We start from the raw sequence: 18,279 nt of genomic DNA on the forward strand, positions 1-18,279 counted from the left end.
CTCTCTCCTAACATTAAAAATGTACGTAATAACCTAATTGTAATTGTGTATCTGAGTTACCCACTTTATTACTACTTTGGTAACCCAGCTGTAATTTAAATAAATCATCGCCTAGTACAGACCAACCTGCGCCACTCGAAACAGATACATCTACTGTATCGTTAAGTGTTTGATAGCCAGTACTTATATCGAATAGCCATGAAGGGTTTGCGCCTAAATAAGGCGGCTCTAACGAACCCGTTGAGGCAAATGAGGTACCTAGTGCAAAGCGCCTAAATGGTTGAAGGTCAACTCTCAGAGGTCTTGTGTCTGTATTTATTAATGCATTTACACGTTCAAAGTCTTGCCATTGTGCACTAAAATAAGCGTTCCAAATTGGGCGATCTTTTAAAATGCTGTACTGGTAACGTGCATTATATTCTTGGCCATTAATGAGTGAGCTGCCATCGTCTCTTCGAGAAAAAGACATCGCTGCTGCTGATAGTTGTACGTTTTGTCTACCATCAATGTTGTAGTTAACATAAGCCGTGGCTTTATCTAGTTGAGCATAACTAAGTAGCGCTTCTGATTGGCGGTTTTCAACATTATATTCAAGCTTTAAACCTATCTGTGTACGTGAATCCCATTGATAACGAGAGTCTAAGCTAAGACCTTGGCGGCTAACTAAGCTGCCTTGGTGAGAATCTATTTTTGCATCAAAATACCAACGACCAAATGTCATTTTATCTTCTATCGCAAACAGTAATCCGTTGTTATCAAGATTTTGCTGATTACTTAAACTTAATTTCCATTGCCCATTAGCATAAGGAAAATAAACGTTTACATCGTACTGGCTACTGTTTAAACCAGCCTCTGGCGATAGGTTAATTTCAAGCGCCCTAAAGTAGGATGCACGTGCATTTCTAAGTAAGCTCAATTGTGATTCGTCAAGCTCACCAGTCAGTTCTTCATACCAACGCTGCATTGTTGCGTATGGCTGCTTTAGATAGAGTAGGGCGTTTAGTTCATCTAATTTGCTTAGTGAGCCTTCTGCTAATAGTTGTTTCGCTTTATTAAATTCGCCGTTGGTCATATAAAGTTGTAGTTTTTGCCATGGCTCTAATTTTTGTGCAGCCCTGCGCGCTAACCACCAGTTTGTTTGGGGCTCACCAATAGTGTCGGGGGCAAGTTCTTCCATTGTGTTTAATTGCATTAAATGAGGAACAGCCATCGCGCCCGCCCAGCGGAACATTAAGCCTCTGTATGCATATTTATCTTTAGGTAAGTGTTGCAGTAAATAGTGATTAAGTTCAGCAGCATTTGCATAATAACCAAGTTGCTTCATTACATCGGCTAAGTTAACCAGTGTTGTTAAATCGCTTGGATCTGCAATGGCTAATTTACGCAAATAAAAGTAAGCACTGTTATATGACTTTTCGTGAATAGATAAGCTTGCTAATAGCTGGGTCCACGCATAGGAAGGGTCGCTTTGAGAATAGTGAGCTAAAATGCGGCTGATCATCACGGTGTCGTGCATTTGCAGCGCTAACCAACCTTGTGCCAGCACAACATCAGAGTCATATTCACTTAATTTAGCGGCGCGGTTTAAAGTTGTATAAGCTGAATTTAAATCACTTTGGTTTTGATACCAATTTGAAAGAATTAACCAAGCAGGGTAGAGAGCTTTATTGTAGCGCTGCTTATCAAGTTCAGCATGAATGCGTGCAACTGATTTAGCATCATTTACTTGTGTGCTTAATAATGCAATTTGAATCAATTGACGGTCAGTTTGCGACTCACTTTTCCATAAATAATCAAGAAGCTCCTGAGGCCGACCTTCAAAGCGCAGTTGTTGGTAGTGCAGCATGTCGCCTACGCTCAAAGGACTTATTTTTTGTAACTTCTCTAATGCATATAGCTCATGAGCTTTGTCCTTAACTCGCATTGCCATGTCAACATTGGCGCTCCAAAACTCATCGTCAGAACTTTCATGTTTGTTTTTTAGTACTTGCAGAGCTGTAGAAAAGTCATCATCTAGCCAAAATGCGCGAGCAATCCAAAGTAAATCTTCTTCATTTTTAGGCCCTTTATATGTAGGCCACAAAGCTCTTAATGCTTTTAAATTACCAGTATCGTGAAGTACTTTTGCTTTCCAATATTGTGATAATGCACTTTTACCATTTATTTGCTCAAAGCGTTCAATATTATTTAACTCTTGCTTTGTGTTACCAATAAATTCGTTAGCTTGCATCCAATTAGCAAAACCATTGCCTTTCAGACTTCTGTTTTGCGCCTTGTATTCGTATATATCATTAGCATCTTGGTATAAATATAAAGCGGTGGCATCGTTAATACTGTCGGTAAGCATCGCAGGAGTTACTGCTTTGTTAGACATTAGCCATTTAAATTCTCGAAGAGCTTCTTTAGGCTTGTTTTGCCAGCGCTTTATCTTCCAATTTAATAAATGTAGCTCTTTGTCACCTGGGCTCTGTAGTAATAACTTTGCGAGTAATTGCTCTGCCCCTTTTGCATTTGCATTTGCTAAACGCAGGTGCATCGCTTGTGTTAAGTACTTGGTGTTATTTGGCTCAGCTTTTAATAAACTTTCAATGGCTTGAGCTGCATCTTCCGTATTGCCTGCTAAGTTAGCCAAATAAAGTGTGCGTTTAATATTGGCTTGGTCGCCATAGGTTTTCCACCATGCATAAGCTTGTGCCGGGTGATTTGCACCAAGTGCAGTTTCAATCGCTTTAGCTGCAATATCAGCATTTATATTTGTTTTATAAATAGCGAATGCTTTGTCTGGTTCGCCTGCGCTTAACCAGTAATCGGCTGCAAGGAGAGGCTGTTTATTTTTTTGATAGTACTGAGCAACTTTTGCATTTAACCCAACTGCTTTTGCAATAGTTAATATTTGTTCGTTCCAGTTTTTATGAGCACCAATTTTTAAAGATAGCTCTTCAAAGCGGTCGTCAACTTTAGCACCGCTTGCTAGCCATAATGAGTAGAGCAGCTTTATTTCAAGTGTTGCTTTGCGCTCACCTCTAGGTAGCTTTTCAAGCTCGTTAGTAGCTTGTGAATACTCACTAAGCCCTATATGTAGCTCAACTAATTTTGCGCGTAGCTTTTCGTTGTCGGGCTCTGTATTGAGCGCTGCATTAAGGTAAGACTTCTCAAAGGTATAGTCTTGTGAAAGTGCATCATCTTCAAAAAATAAGGTATGTGGAAATAATGCATAAAGTGCAAAACAACTTACGGCTAATATCGCTAATATTGTTTTTACTGAAATTAACTGAGGGCGCTTTGTAGTATTCATTATAGTGCGGCTCCGTCGCAGTTAAGGTAACCATAAAAATCACCTGCAGGTATTTTGAAATGTGTTAATTTACCTCGGTTAATACCTTTAAAGCGCTCACCCAAACCAGATACAAACTCACAAGAGCGTGCATTCATTAAATCAAGCGAAGCAGGTACCCATGCTTTAAAACTAACAGGCCCGTTAACTTGCCAGCTATTAATAACAACATTTGCAGACGCTAAATAAGGTTTTTTACTATTTTGGTTATGATCAAAGCTAAGGCGAGCTATGTTATTTATAATATGTATGTAGTCACCTTTTTCAGTTACACCAGATACACCTTCACTTTGAGCTATGTTTGGCACATCAAAATCGGTAGGTATTCGCAAAGTATGAATGTACTTTGAGCTAAATAACCATTCATTATTACTGTTTTTTGCAAGTGCAGAAAAGTAAAAATCCTTTGCTACTTTTGCATAATGGCTTAAATGCACTGGTGTATTTGGTCTTGCTAAAACATAATCTATGTTGTGTTTAAGAGCGTCTAGTCCCGCAAGAACTTCACCTGAATAAAAGTGATAATAAATAGTGTAAGGTTTTAACCTATATGGCTTTTCTGTAATTTCGAAAGTTTCAGTTAAGCGTCTAAAGCCATAATAAGGGCCATGCCATAAGTTAGTGTAAACATTTTCATTTAATATGGGGGCATAAATTTGATACAGCAAATCTCTTTCAGGGCGGCCAATAGGTGATATATGTGTAAGGCTAGGGTTATCGGAATTTACATCAGTGTTGCCACCGTTGACATTTAACACACCTGCGTCACGAGCAAGTTCAAGCGCTTTAGGACCAGGTGTTGCATCGCCTGACCATAACATCATCACTGTTTTTTTATTTTTAGGTGTGAGTTTTTCATCAATATATTTTATCGAATCTGTAATTTCTTTTTTAAGGCTGATGGTGTTGTAGCCAGGTACATCTAGATGAAAACCGTAATCAGTGTCGTCTTCATCTATTTTTTTTCGCCCAGATAGAGCAGTCCAAAAATAGGGGTGGCTATAGGTGTGTGAAGCAACTTCTACGTAAGGCAGCTTAAAAATACTACGCGCAATGTCTTCGAGTTTGGCACTTTGTTTAGAGTGAATACCGCCTTCTTCAATGTCAGCTTGGATCACTGAGGACGTTAACGGTAGTTTGTAGTGTTTAATTATTTCATCTCGAATTACTTCTGCTGAATAAGGCCTACCCGCATAGTGGGCAACACTTGTAAATCCATCTCCATCTATATGCAGCGTAAGCATTCGCCTGCCGCTTTCGGTGGTTGTATCTGGCACTAATATAGGTGGTAGTTCCATAGCCTGAGTTAGTAGTGTACGTGGATCAATAACCCATTTGCTGCCTTCCATCGGAAATGTATCAATTAGCCAAGGAGCAACCACGACTGCGCCATATTTAGTTTTAGCCGCTTGTACAATTATCGTGTTATCAGCTGATTTTATTGTAATTAAAGGAGTCGCTTCAGTTGCTAATTTTAGTAAATATGGTTTAACGATAGGGGGAGGTGTTGTGGATTCTCCTTTGAGCCAAGGTGCAAAGCTATCTTGTTTATATGGACCTTCAGGTAGTGTGTTTAACGACTCAATACCCATGCTAAATAGTAATTTAGTAGACTGTGGTAACTCGCCTAAAATAAGTTCTGGCACAACACCTAAATTAGCTTCAAGCCAATTGGTAAGTGTTGGGGTGTAAAATGCATCGCTTGAGGTCCACGAAATAATACCGGCATGTAAGCTAGGGTCAACCAAAGGTAAGTCGCGTTTTGCCATATCTATGTAGTCAGGTATGTACCCCAAATACTCAATCATGGTCGCAAGCTTTAAGTGTACGGTAGTGTATATGAGTGGCTTTACGTTACTGTTATAAGGGATTAAAATGCGCCTAGGGATCGGCGTAATTGATGATGTGCCCCACGTTTGCAAGTGACCGTCGGTTACCCACGGATTGAAACCTGCGTCTATAATATTTTGTGCCATAGTAAGGCGATTACCGGGCTTTGCATAATCAATAACTTGGACGTTGAGGCCTAAACTTTGTGCTTTTTTTAATTGTGCGCTTAGCCAATTTTGGTCGTTTTTGTTAGTCAGTGTATAGCTATTGTCGTTAGGGTTGAAGTGGCTATACAAACCCTCAGCAACTAAGTCGTTGGCTAAATTAGCTAGTTTAGGCAATAGCTCAAAGCCCCGGTTGAGGATAAGGTGCTTATCAAAAGTCTCAGATAGTGAGCTTATTATGGTGACTAACCCAGCTTGTTGATCGGGTTTACTGTGTGTAGCATCTAATAGCTGATAGCTATCTAAGGTATCTAAAAATAAGCCGCTAAAGCCGCGTGCTTTTAATGCCGCAGCGCTACTTTTAATATGTTGTTGCCAATGTGCTGATGCTAAATCGGCAATATGGCTATTCCAGTTAGGGTTAACTGCGAGTGAAGACTTACTTTCAATAAACGACTCACCAACACTTAAATAAGCATAGACAGCAATATTACGCTGTTTAAACCAATTAAGTTCGTGCTCAGTGACTAATTCGGGCTGGACTACAACGCGAGAATAAAAGGTCATTTCGGCTAATGGCATCGGCGCTGAGTAGTAAAAAGCGATACTATTATTTACAGGAGCTGAAAATGCATGAGCAGACACTAAAAGTGCAAGGTATAAAATATATTTCATTAATAATTCATTTTTATTAGATTATAACTGTGACTCAAAGTGATGCGTTCCGATTTTTCTAGTTGTTTGGTATTAGTAATATAGGGTTATTATATGTTAATGGAAGTTTAATATCTATATATTCATTATTTATATGAACCTAAAATCAATACTAACATGAGTCATGGGTTAACTCATTACATAGATGGTGACTAATCGTCTTAGTACGCTATAAAATTAAGTTTGGATCAATGCAGCTGCTAGAACTTTAAATCTCTAATGAAAGAGTGGCAAATTATATATTAATTAATACGAAGGTCTCAGTGTTTTTAGTGTCCAAATACCTTCCTTGTGACTATAATATCAGCTAATTGAGCATGGTATGAGTTTACTCCCACCAATTTTTTTATTTACTATGCTTTTAAACCCAATAAAACAATGTAAACAGCCGTAATTTAATTTTTGGCTATTGTCGCTATATATGCATTTATATACCCCGGAGAAATAATGAGTAATTTAAGCTTGAAAAACAAACTGTTGTTATTAGCTATATTGCCCTTAATGCTACTTTTGATTAGCTTGATGCTGAGCTCTTATTATTTAGAGAATAAAAATCAGCAACAAAACTTTGATTCATTTCAAACTAAACTAATAAGTGACAAACAAACGTTGCTAAGCACCGAGGTGGAAATTGCCAGTAAAATTGTGCGCTATCAAATAGCAAATGGCTCTGAGCAAGATGCTAAAAACGCTTTAAGAGACTTAACGTTTGGTCAAGGCGGTTACTTTTTTATATACGACACAAATGGCGTTAGTGTTTTTCATGCATTATTAGGTGATGCTATTGAAGGGCAAAATAAAATAGGAATGACTGACCCTAACGGTAAAAAAATCATAGTGGGTTTACTAGAACAGGCTCGAAATGGCGGCGGCGCTTTTAACTATCATTTTCAAAAACCAAATACCACAGGCTTAGTTGAAAAGATGGGCTACGCAGCAATGATCCCAGGAACAAACTGGATGATTGGTACTGGCGCATATATGGATGATATAGACGCTGAACTACTTAAATACCAAACGGCAATGCAAGAGCACATGAATGATAAGGTAATGACCTTGTTGCTAATTGCTTTGTTTTGGGTTGTGTTAACAATTATATGTGCGTTAGTTGCTGCAAATACAATGGTAAAACCAATACAACGCATGGCGCAAAGCCTTGACGACATTGCAAAGGGTGAGGGCGATTTAACCAAACGTTTAGATATTGATACTAACGATGAAATAGGCCAACTTGGCGAAGCATTTAATATGTTTGTAAGTAAGCTTCACGGTATAATTGCCAATGTGGTTGATGTAACACACGATGTAAAAACAGCCTCTAGTGATATAAATACACAAACACGATTAATTGAAGACAAGCTACTTAATCACAATCATGAAACAGACCTAGTTGCGACGGCTATTACCGAAATGTCAGCTACTTCTCATGAGGTGGCTCAAAATACGAATCAAGTGGCAGAGTCAACCCAAACGGCAACGCAAGAAGTTGCTAAAGCTCAAGAGTGTGTTGATATTTCGCTCAGTGAGGTGTCCAATCTAATGGGCGAGATAAACCTAGCCGCTGAACAAGTTGATTCACTCAGTGATCAATCTAAAAAGATTAATAGTGTACTAAGCGTAATTGGTGGAATTGCCGAGCAAACAAACTTACTTGCACTAAATGCTGCGATAGAAGCTGCACGAGCAGGTGAGCAAGGCCGAGGATTTGCTGTTGTTGCCGATGAAGTAAGAAGCCTAGCAAGTCGTACTCAAGTTAGCACACTAGAGATTAGTGAGATGTTAAGTGAGTTACATAATTTAGTATCAGATGCCGTAGCTGCAATGCAAGCAAGCCAAAGTAGTTGTAATCGCTCGGTTGAATCGTCTCGTGCTATTTCAGAAAGTTTAGGTGCGGTAACAACCTCAGTTAGATCAATTAACGACATGAGTACGCAAATTGCAACGGCAGCCCTGGAGCAAAGTAGTGTTACAGAAGAAATAAATCGTAATGTATTTGCCATTCAAGAAATAGTTAATGAGTTAACTATTTCAAGTAAAACCACGTCTACTGTTGGTCAGCATTTAGCGGCGCGTGGTGAAAACTTGGGCCAGCTTGTTGGCCAGTTTAAAATTTAGCAAAATTTTAAACTATATAAAATAAAGCCGCTGATTGCGGCTTTATTTTTGTGGCTTAGTTTTAGCTGCTTAGTTTTTATAAAAATTATTGAATTTTTTGTATGCGTTAAGGTCTATCAGCATGCAAATATACCTATACAGTGGAATAACCATGCAAAACATGCCATCAATTAAACGTTGTACTCGCGAAGAGTTAGCGCCAGAGCAAGACTTGGGGCGTCTAGTGTCTTTTTTACGCTCGCGATTAGCCATTCATGTTGATGCCAAGTTACTTCCTATGGACTTAACTTCAGCGCAATATATTGTGGTAGTACTACTTGCGAGAGAGTCGGTTAATACGCTTGCAGGACTTTGCGAGTATATGGTTTATGATCGTGGTGCTATGAGCCGTTTACTAAACCGACTTGAAGAAAAAGGACTCATTATTAAAACGCAATGCGAGCTTGATAAGCGCTCAACTATTTTGTGTTTAAGTGAAAAGGGTAAAGCTCTTTGTCCAGAAATAATGCCTGTAGTGAACGAAGTCTATGCGCAAGCATTAAATGGTTTTTCAGAGCCAGAAAAAAATCAAATAATCGACTTACTATTCAAAGCTATAAATAATCTAGATATATTACCCGAAATTCCCCCACACAAATAGATTATCAATAAAATAGCGATACTGTTTCAACAGAAAGTTAGCGTGCTAATTAGTTGATCTGATTGTGCGTAGAATCTAACTTTGATAATATAGTTGCCTAGGCAATTAAAGTTATCATCTTGTTAGGTTTGTTATGATTGAAAATAATTTGTTAGTACAATTACAGCAGCAATATCCAGAACATACTTTTATGCAACATCACTTAAGTGTTGTCCATAAGGGGCGTTTTGCTAACGCGATTGTGTATCAATATAAAGATAATGAATTTGATTTAATTGTTAAAGACTTTAGCCAAAGCCCGTGGTTTATCCGCAAAACATTTGCACGACTATCTGTAAATCAAGAGTATAAAGGATTGAGCCGTTTAGCTGAGCTTGATGCCGTCGCTAACCGCTTTTGTAGATTATCGCCGATAGCCGTAGCTTATAACTATATTGAAGGCACGCCACTGCGCGTTTTAATTCATGAAAACAAAAAGCTACCAGTAAGCTTTTTTAGTGAGCTTGAGCGTCAAGTAGCGAAAATGCATCGTAAAGGCATCGTGCATTTAGACTTGCGTAATATGGGTAACATTTTATGTGGCGCAGACGGTAAACCTTATTTTATTGATTTTCAGTCCACTATTAGCTTTTCACGTTTTCCGCGCTGGTTGCAACGCTTTATGCGAGGGTCTGACATGTCAGGTGTATATAAAGCATGGAATAAATTGGGCGAGCAACCTCTGCCTCAAAAAAAGCAAGACTATTTAGAGCGCTTTAATCACGTGCGTAAACGCTGGATTTTTAAAGGTTACCCAATACAGCGTGGCTATGCGTGGGGCGCTGCACTTATCACTCAATTTGTAGATTCTGATTTAGTACGAAATATTACCGATAGACTTTAATTTAAAGCACAAACCGTAATTTAAAAACACCTAATTCATTGTGTGATTTTGCCCATATTAGCCTGGCTAATATGGGATTTTTTTTATTATAAGTAATCCCTTTGGTTTGCTTACTTGTCGTTTAATCTCTTAAAAACAATTCCTTTTACTGTTTTTTTAATTTTTTAAAATAAATATTAGTACTGCATTTAGTTTGCCCATACAATGCGCAAAAATAGCATGCGCATGCTTAATAAGTTCACGTTTTTTCTGCAATTTTTTATTGTTCAAGTAAACTGTGAGTAATGTACGCTTTTAAATTTAAGGTTTTAAGATGATTGAGTATCCGGTAGACCAGCTTCCACAACTCATAAATGATTTATTGCAATGCGATACAACAGAACGTAAAAATAAATTATTAGCAGATGCGCAGTTGACGCTTTCTACAGAGCACCTGTCATTACTTTTTGAGGCGATACCAAAAGAACAGCGACTTGAAATTTGGCAATTACTTGACGAAGACACGCAACACGAAATTTTTGTTAATTTAAGTGAAGACAGTTGTCTGTGGTTACTGCAAACACTAGAAGATACTGAGGCTTTTAAGCTTCTTGATGAAGTGAATGTAGAAGAGTTATTGGAACTTGAAGAAGTTATACCAGAGCGATTTGTTGAGTATGCAAAAAGGCAACTCGATGAAGCGCAAACCAAACAATATGATTTAGCGCAGCAATACCCGCCAGAACAACTTGGTCACTGGTTAGGTTTTGACTTTTTAAAAGTATCAGAGAAGCTAACCGCCGGTGGCGCTAAAAAATTGCTACATAAAGGTTTACCGCAATACAGTGAAGTTATTTATTTAGTAAGCCGTAAGGGCAGCTTAATAGGTGAGGTTGCGGTAAATGATTTAATAAAAGCCAGCGACACCGATAACTTAATGACATTGGCAAATCATGACTTTTCATCGCTCCATGCTGATGATGATTTATATGAAGCAGCAGAAGTGGTGATCCACAGTGAAAAAATGGCATTGCCAGTGGTTAACGCAGATAATAAATTACTCGGGCGATTAACCATTGCCTCAGCGTATGAATTACGCCAAGAAATTGCTGATGAAGCAGCCGCTAAAGCGGGTGGTTTACGTGAAGACGAAGACCTGTTCGCAAGTGTTCGAAAAAGTGCTAAAAACCGTGGTATATGGTTAGGTATTAACTTAGCTACTGCCTTTTTAGCGTCTTGGTTCATCGGTTTATTTGGCGCAACTATAGAGCAGGTTGTAGCACTAGCTGTATTAATGCCAGTTGTTGCTTCTATGGGGGGTATTGCAGGTAGTCAAACATTAACCGTTATTGTGCGTGGTTTAGCGCTTGGACAGGTTACAGACTCAAACCGTAATGCGTTACTAAAAAAAGAGCTACGTGTTGGCGCTGTAAATGGCTTGGTATGGGCGTTTGTAATAGGTCTGCTTACATTCTTATGGTTTAACGATTTAATGCTCAGCATTACAATAACGGTAGCCATTTTATTGAATTTAGTCGCGGCGTCACTAGCAGGTGTTGTTATTCCGTCTATTTTAGACAAAATGAAAATTGATCCTGCGTTATCTGGCTCGGTAATTTTAACTACTGTTACTGATATTGTTGGGTTTGTTACCTTTTTAGGTTTAGGCAGTTTACTGCTTTTATAAGCCTTATACCAATTCGCTTAATTAAGCGGATTGGTATTACTTACAGGAAAATACAATGACCTTTGAAGTCATGATTTGGTGTGCAATTGCTTTGTGTATTTCACAATCGGCAATATTTTCGGGCTTAAACTTAGCGTTTTTTTCGCTAAGCAGACTCCAGCTCGAAATGGAAAGCACAAAAGGGAACGAAGCTGCCATAAAAGTGATGGCACTTCGAAACGACTCTAACTTTTTATTATCGACTATTTTATGGGGTAACGTAGGTATAAACGTACTGCTTACGCTACTTTCTGATTCTGTTTTAATGGGCGCTAGTTCGTTTTTATTCTCAACTATCGCGATTACTATTATTGGTGAAATTACGCCGCAAGCTTATTTTTCGCGTAATGCACTTAAAATGGCGAGCCTACTTTCACCACTCATTAAGTTTTATCAAATTCTGTTTTATATAGTTGCTAAGCCAACTGCTTTAATTCTCGATGCATGGCTAGGTAAAGAAGGGATTACGTACTTTGCTGAAAGTGAGCTCAGAGGTATTATTCGCAAACACATAGAAGCGGAAGAGGCTGATGTTCAGCACGTTGAGGGAATTGGCGCACTTAACTTTTTTAGTTTAGATGAAATAAGCGTAACCAAAGAAGGGGAGATAATTGACCCAGACTCTATTATTTCTTTGCCGACTAAGCTTGATTTACCTATTTTCCCAGACCTTACATTAACGACTGATAATGAGTTTTTACGAAAACTACATAAGTCAGGTTATAACTGGGTGATCATTACCAATGAAGACGGTTGGCCTTTATTAGTGGTAGATGCTGACGGCTTTTTACGTTCAGCCTTGTTTGAACCAGAGTCGTTCGACCCTTATCATTATTGTCATAGACCTATTATTGTAGCTGATGAAGCGATGCGCCTGAGTGAAGTTATTTTAAAAATACGGGCTAGTCATTCTTTAGATAAATCGTTTGATGGGGCCATTGATCACGACGTGGTGTTAGTATGGAGTGATGTGAAGCGCATTATTACCGGCGCTGATATATTTGGTCGGTTACTCAAAGGTATGAGTGCACCAAAACTCGAACTGCATGAAAATACAGAGAATAAAAAGCCGCTATAAAGCGGCTTTTTTGTACTCAATAGAAAGGAGGGTTATGCCCAACCTTCGTAGCGCTTACGACGCGACAACACTATCGTTAATATAATACCTAAAAACAGGCCTAAAAACGCAATAGCACCACCGTAAGTAAGTAGCTGGCGTTTCTCTTTTGAACTCGCTGCTTCTTTTTGAGTGCGCTCTTGTTCTAGCGTTGTTTTAAGCTTAGTAATTTGGGCCGATAACTGCAGGTTTTGATCAGTTAAAGTTTGGTTTTGCTCTTGTAGCTGCGGAAGTTCTATTTGAGCTTGGCGCAGGTTTTCTTGCATAGTGCTCATTTCGCTACTTAGTGTTTTGTACTGTTGGTGTAAGCCTGCCGTTTTGGTAACAAACTTAGTTTCTATCCAACCTTCACGGTCTTTATCATCTTTAATTTTTATAAAGCCGTTTTCTTCAGCAGATAACAAGGTTAATTTTGTTCCAGCATCTACAGAGCCGAGTAGTCGATAATTCTTACTCGCACCAGAGCGCATAAAAGTATATAAATTATCGATAATATAAGCGGTGTTTGCATTAGTTGAATTTGCAGGCTTCGCTTCTTCTGCATAACTCATAAATGTGGTGGCTGTTAAAAGTAGCCCTAATAAACAATGTTTTAGCATTTATCTACCTTGTTGATCTAACTGCGTCCATTATGAACGTGATTTTATTTCACATAAGTAGCTAGATAGTATGGATTATATAGCTCAATAGCAAGACTGATATTGTAACTCGCCCCTGATATGACAAGAGAAATAAGACTAAAAAATTTGCATTGTTAGTGTGCTTTGTTTATTTTGAGCACTTATTTATTTTAAAGGTAATCCGCAAACCGAATGGATACTGAGATAGAACTGAAATTTTTGGTATCAGATGCCGTTATTCCACTGATCCCCTCGTTAATTACTCAATTTGCAAAAACGGTGAAGAATAAACCGTCACGCAGCTTACAAAATGCATACTACGACACGCCAAGTCGAGAGCTAAGAGCGCTTGATATAGGCTTTAGAACGCGTTGTTCTGATAGCGAATGCGAGCAAACTATAAAGCTTGCAGGTGAAGTTGTAGGTGGTTTACACCAACGTCCAGAGTACAATTTACCAATTGAATCAAGCCGCCCTAATTTAATGGCGTTTGATGCTGATATTTGGCCTCATGGCATGCAAATAAGCGCCATTTCAAAAAACTTGTATCCAATATTTAGTACTAACTTTATTCGTCGTACTTGGTTAATTGAAACCGAAAGTGGCGCTAAAATTGAAGTTGTACTCGATAAAGGTGAAATTGCGGCTTCGGGTAAAATTGAAATTATTAGCGAGCTTGAAATTGAGCTTGTTGAGGGCAGTCGTAATGAGTTGTTTGCGTTTGCAGATGTACTGGTTAGCCAAAACTGTATCCGTTTAGGATTATACTCTAAGGCTGCGCGTGGTTATCGCCTTGCTGATGAAAAACCTTTAACACCAAGCAAATCTATTGGCTTTGTTCAATTACCAAAGTCGACTACCCAAGAACGTGCTTTAGTTGAAGCCATGAATTTTGGCATTCGCTTTGTGCAAAAGCACGAGCAATGCTATTTCGATAAGCCAAGTTTAAAAACGCTTAAACGCGTAACTGATGGCATTAGCCTAATACGCCATACTTTTTGGTTGTATGACGATATAGTATCCAAAGAAAGTACAGAGCATTTACGTACAGAGCTTAAATGGTTATTAAGTGAATTAGCGTGGGTAGAAAACGCAATTCAATTAAAAACGTACACGTCTAAACGCCATGCTTTTTATAAAAAAATTAATGCTGCTCCAGCACTTACTCAAGTCATTGGTGATTTAAAAGAGTTACAGCCAAGCATTGACGATATAAATGCACTGTTTCATAGTGCGCGTTATAATCGTTTATTACTGTCGTTAACTACGTGGTTAATTGATAAACAGTGGCGTAAAGATTGGGGGCAAATAGAGCTTCAAGCGGCTGAGCAAAACGTGTCGTCCATTGCGAGTAGGCTTTTTAATAAAGACTGGAAAAACCTGCACGAATTACTCCCTAAAGAACAAACACTCGATGTCGCTTCGTATTTAAACCTACGCACTCAACTTGAAAATAGTTTACTGAGCGGTAACTGCTTAGGATCGTTATTTGATAAAGAAGAACGCCTAGAGTTTAGATTGCCTTGGCTTGATATTTCTCATGGTATTTATGAGTTAAGTACGCTTGAATATTTAAAGCAGCTATGTGCAGGGCAAGAAGACGAACAGCTTGCTAAAATCCAATCATGGCTTGAACAAAAGTCTGAATATTTGGTGAGTGCCATGGAGCAAAGTCGCCTTGCTTCATTTGACATAGAACCTTACTGGCAAAAATAAATGATGCGCTTTTGTAATAAAATTCAGTTACAAAAGTGCTTATCCGTTATTTTTTAACACTTACGCTGAGCCAACATGGCATTTGTATAAAAACAAAAATGGCGTAAGTGTGTATTATCAAAGCCACAGTGATAATATTTTTGAAGTAAAAGCGCAGATGAACGAAATACCAACCAGCTTTGCCTCATGGATCAATCCCTACTTGGCTAAGCAACAAAGCCTGCCTAAAAAGTACTTACAACATCTTTATTAATTTACATCATATGCTCACACATAAAAATACACTCCAAAACTACCTGTAATCAAAGCCGGTCAGTGCTAAATATCGAATATATAATAATTTTATGGTGTGTTGAGTAGTCTTTAACTACGCTTAAACAATAATGACACGCTATTATTTGGAGAATTGATGAAGTATTTAGTGGCTATATTATGTTTGATGCACAGCTCACTCTTATTGGCTCAAGAATATACCTTTGGTGTAGTGCCGCAATATGAGCCGCAAAAGCTAAATGCTATTTGGCAACCTTTGTTAAAGCAAGTAAGTAAGCAAACAGGGGTAACAATAAAGCTAATTACAGTTGAATCTATTCCGGTATTTGAAAAAGCCTTTGCTGAAGGCGAGTACGACTTTGCGTACATGAACCCTTGGCATAGTGTTGTAGCGTACGAAAAACAGGGATATTTGCCACTAATAAAAGATGCAGGGCGAAAGCTGCAAGGTATTTTGCTCGTAAATAAAAATAGTAATATTGATAATTTAAGCCAGCTAGATGGCGCCGAAATAGCATTCCCTGCCCCTAATGCATTAGGGGCATCATTATTAATGAGAGCTGATTTAGCACTGTTATACGGGCTTACAATAAAGCCTGTATATGTTCAAACTCACCCATCGGTATATTTAAATGTAGCACTGCATTCAACAATGGCGGGTGGTGGTGTAATGGGCACATTTAAACAGCAACCAGAAAGCTTACAAAGTAAGCTTAAAATTCTTTATAAAACGCGTGAAATTAGTCGCCATCCAATTGTAGCCCACCCTAGGGTTGATCCTGCAATACAGTTAAAAGTGCAACAAACTATTTTAGATATTGGGCAAAGCCCAGAGCATAAACATTTACTTGCAGGTATCCCAATTATTAAACCTAGTATTGCAACTTTAGCAGAGTATCAGCAGTTGACTCAGTGGGGCTTGCGCTCATTTTATGTTGAAAATTAGAGGGTTTCGTAGTCTAAGGGCACAAAGCTTTATTGTTGTATTGCTTTGCGGCTTGCTTATGGCCTGTCTTTTTATGTTTTACGCCTTACCTGAGCAAGCGCGTTGGGTAAACGATGGGCTTTCAAAGGCTGCTCAGCGTTCTTTAGCGCAGTTATCGACCTCTATAACGACTCCGTTGTTAACTAGGCAGTATGCAGAGCTGTATGAAGAAATAGACAGCCAACTACAAACTCGCCCTAATTGGAAAAGTATTAAAATTGTTGATGTGGATTCAAATAACCAATTATACCCGCTTGAAAACTGGGTTGGAGCAAATGAAAATGGTGACATGCTGTTATCTCAGCAGGTGGTGTTTTTAGATAAACCGCTGGCTAATATTAGCTTGGTTGTTAATTTTACGAATGAAATAAACGAATCTTCAAAACTTCATTACACCCTAATATATATACAATTTATTATTTTAGTTATCGTTTTTATAGGTTTAGCTTGGCTGGTGGATTACAGGGTTACGTCGCCTTTGAGGACGTTAAAACAGGGGTTTTCACGTTTAGCCAAAGGTGACTTTGATTGCCATATAGATAAGCAACAACAAAATGAAGTAGGCAGCGTAATAAGTGCATTTAATAACATGGTTGATGAGGTTGCTAATAACCATCAAAAATTAAATGTATTACGAATTCAGGCTGAGTCAGCAAGTAAAGCAAAGTCAGATTTTATGGCCAGTATGAGCCACGAATTAAGAACCCCGTTAAATGCAATTTTAGGCTTAGCCCAATTGTATGGATATGATGAAAGTGCTAATAAAATACAAAAAGAAAACGCGAAAAGCATTTATCAAGCTGGAGAACATTTACTATTACTCATAGACGATGTACTTGATTTGACCGCTATTGAGTCGGGTAATATGCAGTTTAGTTTTTCTTATGTGCCTATTAAAAGCATATTAGAGGAGTCAGTAGAACTCGTCACTGAGCTTGTTAAAGGGCACTCAATAACACTGCAAACCCAGGGTTTAGAGTCCTTAGAAGGGTTGAGAGTTTATATTGACCAGCGCCGCTTTAAACAAGTGATGTTTAACTTGCTTTCAAATGCGATTAAATACAACAAACCAAATGGCAGCATTAATATAAATTGCCGAGTGTTAAGTAATAAACAATGCGAAATAGATGTAACAGACACCGGATGTGGATTTGCTCCAGATGATATTTCTCGCTTATTTAAACCTTTTGACCGTTTAGGAGCTGAAACCAGTAAAGTAAATGGCACGGGTATTGGTTTAGTGATAACTAAGCAACTGGTAGAGCGTATGCAGGGTTCTTTAAGCGCGCAAAGTGAGCAGCACAAAGGTTCTTGTTTTACACTAAACTTTAACAGCTTTGATGAAGCTGACTTGCCAGCACAAGAGCAATCTCCTCAAATAACACTGCAAAGCTTAGATACAGTCACTCTTCCTACGCTTGAGGTTTTAGTTGCAGAAGATCAGGTTACAAATCAGCAAGTATTAAAACAGCAATTAACCATGCTTGGAGTGTGTTCTACTTTTGTAAGTAATGGCGAACAAGCTTGGGAAACTCTGCAAAATAAACACTTTGATATTTTACTAACCGATATTCAAATGCCTTTACTCGATGGGTTAGGGTTAGCTAAAAAAATACGCGAAAACACCCGTTTTGATAAACTAATTATAATTGCAATTACTGCTAATATTACCAAAAACAATATAGATAATTGTTACAGTTGTGGAATGAATGGCTTTTTAACCAAACCCATTGAGCTTGTTAAGTTAAAGTCGCTGTTAATGGAACACTCTCAAACAATGGTTAGTACATGTTCCGAAAAGCCAGATACTGAAAGTATAGCTTCAGATAGTTTTGATCAACTCGATATTACGCTGCTAAAAGCAATGCTTGGTGATGATCCTACTGTGCACTGCATGGTGTTTAATGCGTTTTTACAAACGGCAGGGGAGCAAATTAAATTAGCTAATGCGTATGCTAAGAGTAAAAATTATGTTGATTTGGCTTTTCAGGCCCATGCCTTAAAGTCGTCTTCAAAGTCGGTTGGGGCTATTAAACTGGCTGAGATATGCCAGCAGATCGAAACGTATGCAGAAAATGAATCTATTGATAACAATGAAATGCAAAGCCTCGAGTTCTGCTTTAACGATGTAGTAACGCAACTTAAAAGCTATTGTTTACGATATGAAAAACGCACATAAAAAA

12 protein-coding genes are annotated in these 18,279 nt (G+C 38.4%); 9 read left to right on the forward strand and 3 right to left on the reverse strand.

The window, feature by feature from the left end:
• Positions 1 to 13 precede the first annotated feature (13 nt).
• Together I6E80_RS08935 and I6E80_RS08940 are read right to left on the reverse strand one after the other, a co-directional pair.
• A complete protein-coding gene (locus tag I6E80_RS08935; RefSeq protein ID WP_197185376.1) occupies positions 14 to 3,295 on the reverse strand; it encodes a tetratricopeptide repeat protein in 3,282 nt (1,093 codons plus the stop codon).
• Positions 3,295 to 6,003 carry an endo alpha-1,4 polygalactosaminidase gene (locus I6E80_RS08940; RefSeq protein ID WP_197185377.1) on the reverse strand — a complete coding sequence of 903 codons (2,709 nt, stop codon included), beginning with the start codon at positions 6,001 to 6,003 and terminating at the stop codon, positions 3,295 to 3,297. Before I6E80_RS08940 ends, I6E80_RS08935 begins: the two co-directional genes overlap by 1 nt.
• A 486-nt stretch (positions 6,004 to 6,489) precedes the next feature.
• Between I6E80_RS08940 and I6E80_RS08945 the strand changes: the two genes are divergently transcribed.
• The 5 genes from I6E80_RS08945 (at position 6,490) to I6E80_RS08965 (ending at position 12,463) form a co-directional block, all read left to right on the forward strand.
• Positions 6,490 to 8,157 carry a methyl-accepting chemotaxis protein gene (locus I6E80_RS08945; protein ID WP_197185378.1) on the forward strand — a complete coding sequence of 556 codons (1,668 nt, stop codon included), beginning with the start codon at positions 6,490 to 6,492 and terminating at the stop codon, positions 8,155 to 8,157.
• A 121-nt stretch (positions 8,158 to 8,278) separates the two neighbouring features.
• On the forward strand, positions 8,279 to 8,797 hold the full coding sequence (locus I6E80_RS08950; protein WP_231616762.1) for a MarR family winged helix-turn-helix transcriptional regulator: 519 nt from the start codon (positions 8,279 to 8,281) through the stop codon (positions 8,795 to 8,797).
• A 133-nt stretch (positions 8,798 to 8,930) separates the two neighbouring features.
• Positions 8,931 to 9,680, forward strand: coding sequence for a serine/threonine protein kinase (locus I6E80_RS08955; protein WP_197185379.1), 750 nt, complete (start codon positions 8,931 to 8,933; stop codon positions 9,678 to 9,680).
• A 313-nt stretch (positions 9,681 to 9,993) separates the two neighbouring features.
• Entirely contained in the window at positions 9,994 to 11,346 is a 1,353-nt protein-coding gene (locus I6E80_RS08960) for a magnesium transporter (RefSeq protein WP_170071999.1), read from the forward strand.
• Between the two features lie 55 nt (positions 11,347 to 11,401).
• Positions 11,402 to 12,463 carry a DUF21 domain-containing protein gene (locus tag I6E80_RS08965; protein ID WP_076925166.1) on the forward strand — a complete coding sequence of 354 codons (1,062 nt, stop codon included), beginning with the start codon at positions 11,402 to 11,404 and terminating at the stop codon, positions 12,461 to 12,463.
• Positions 12,464 to 12,495: 32 nt separating this feature from the next.
• Here the strand turns inward: I6E80_RS08965 and I6E80_RS08970 are convergent, their stop codons facing one another.
• Positions 12,496 to 13,101: a TIGR04211 family SH3 domain-containing protein gene (locus tag I6E80_RS08970; RefSeq protein ID WP_007584830.1), complete on the reverse strand. Its 606-nt coding sequence runs from the start codon at positions 13,099 to 13,101 to the stop codon at positions 12,496 to 12,498.
• Between the two features lie 213 nt (positions 13,102 to 13,314).
• Here I6E80_RS08970 and I6E80_RS08975 point away from each other — a divergent pair, with 213 nt between their 5' ends.
• The 4 genes from I6E80_RS08975 (at position 13,315) to I6E80_RS08990 (ending at position 18,275) form a co-directional block, all read left to right on the forward strand.
• The gene (locus I6E80_RS08975) at positions 13,315 to 14,838 is read left to right on the forward strand and encodes a CYTH and CHAD domain-containing protein (protein WP_007584831.1); all 1,524 of its coding nucleotides are present in this window, start codon (positions 13,315 to 13,317) and stop codon (positions 14,836 to 14,838) included.
• A gap of 109 nt (positions 14,839 to 14,947) precedes the next feature.
• The gene (locus I6E80_RS20445) at positions 14,948 to 15,091 is read left to right on the forward strand and encodes a hypothetical protein (RefSeq protein ID WP_231616763.1); all 144 of its coding nucleotides are present in this window, start codon (positions 14,948 to 14,950) and stop codon (positions 15,089 to 15,091) included.
• A gap of 156 nt (positions 15,092 to 15,247) precedes the next feature.
• Positions 15,248 to 16,057, forward strand: a complete 810-nt coding sequence (locus I6E80_RS08985; RefSeq protein WP_197185380.1) for a phosphate/phosphite/phosphonate ABC transporter substrate-binding protein — start codon at positions 15,248 to 15,250, stop codon at positions 16,055 to 16,057.
• Positions 16,044 to 18,275 carry an ATP-binding protein gene (locus I6E80_RS08990; RefSeq protein WP_197185381.1) on the forward strand — a complete coding sequence of 744 codons (2,232 nt, stop codon included), beginning with the start codon at positions 16,044 to 16,046 and terminating at the stop codon, positions 18,273 to 18,275. The genes I6E80_RS08985 and I6E80_RS08990 overlap by 14 nt, the downstream gene beginning before the upstream one ends.
• Positions 18,276 to 18,279 lie beyond the last annotated feature (4 nt).

Origin of the sequence: Pseudoalteromonas sp. NSLLW218 (genome assembly GCF_015864775.1) — a bacterium.
Lineage (GTDB): Bacteria > Pseudomonadota > Gammaproteobacteria > Enterobacterales > Alteromonadaceae > Pseudoalteromonas.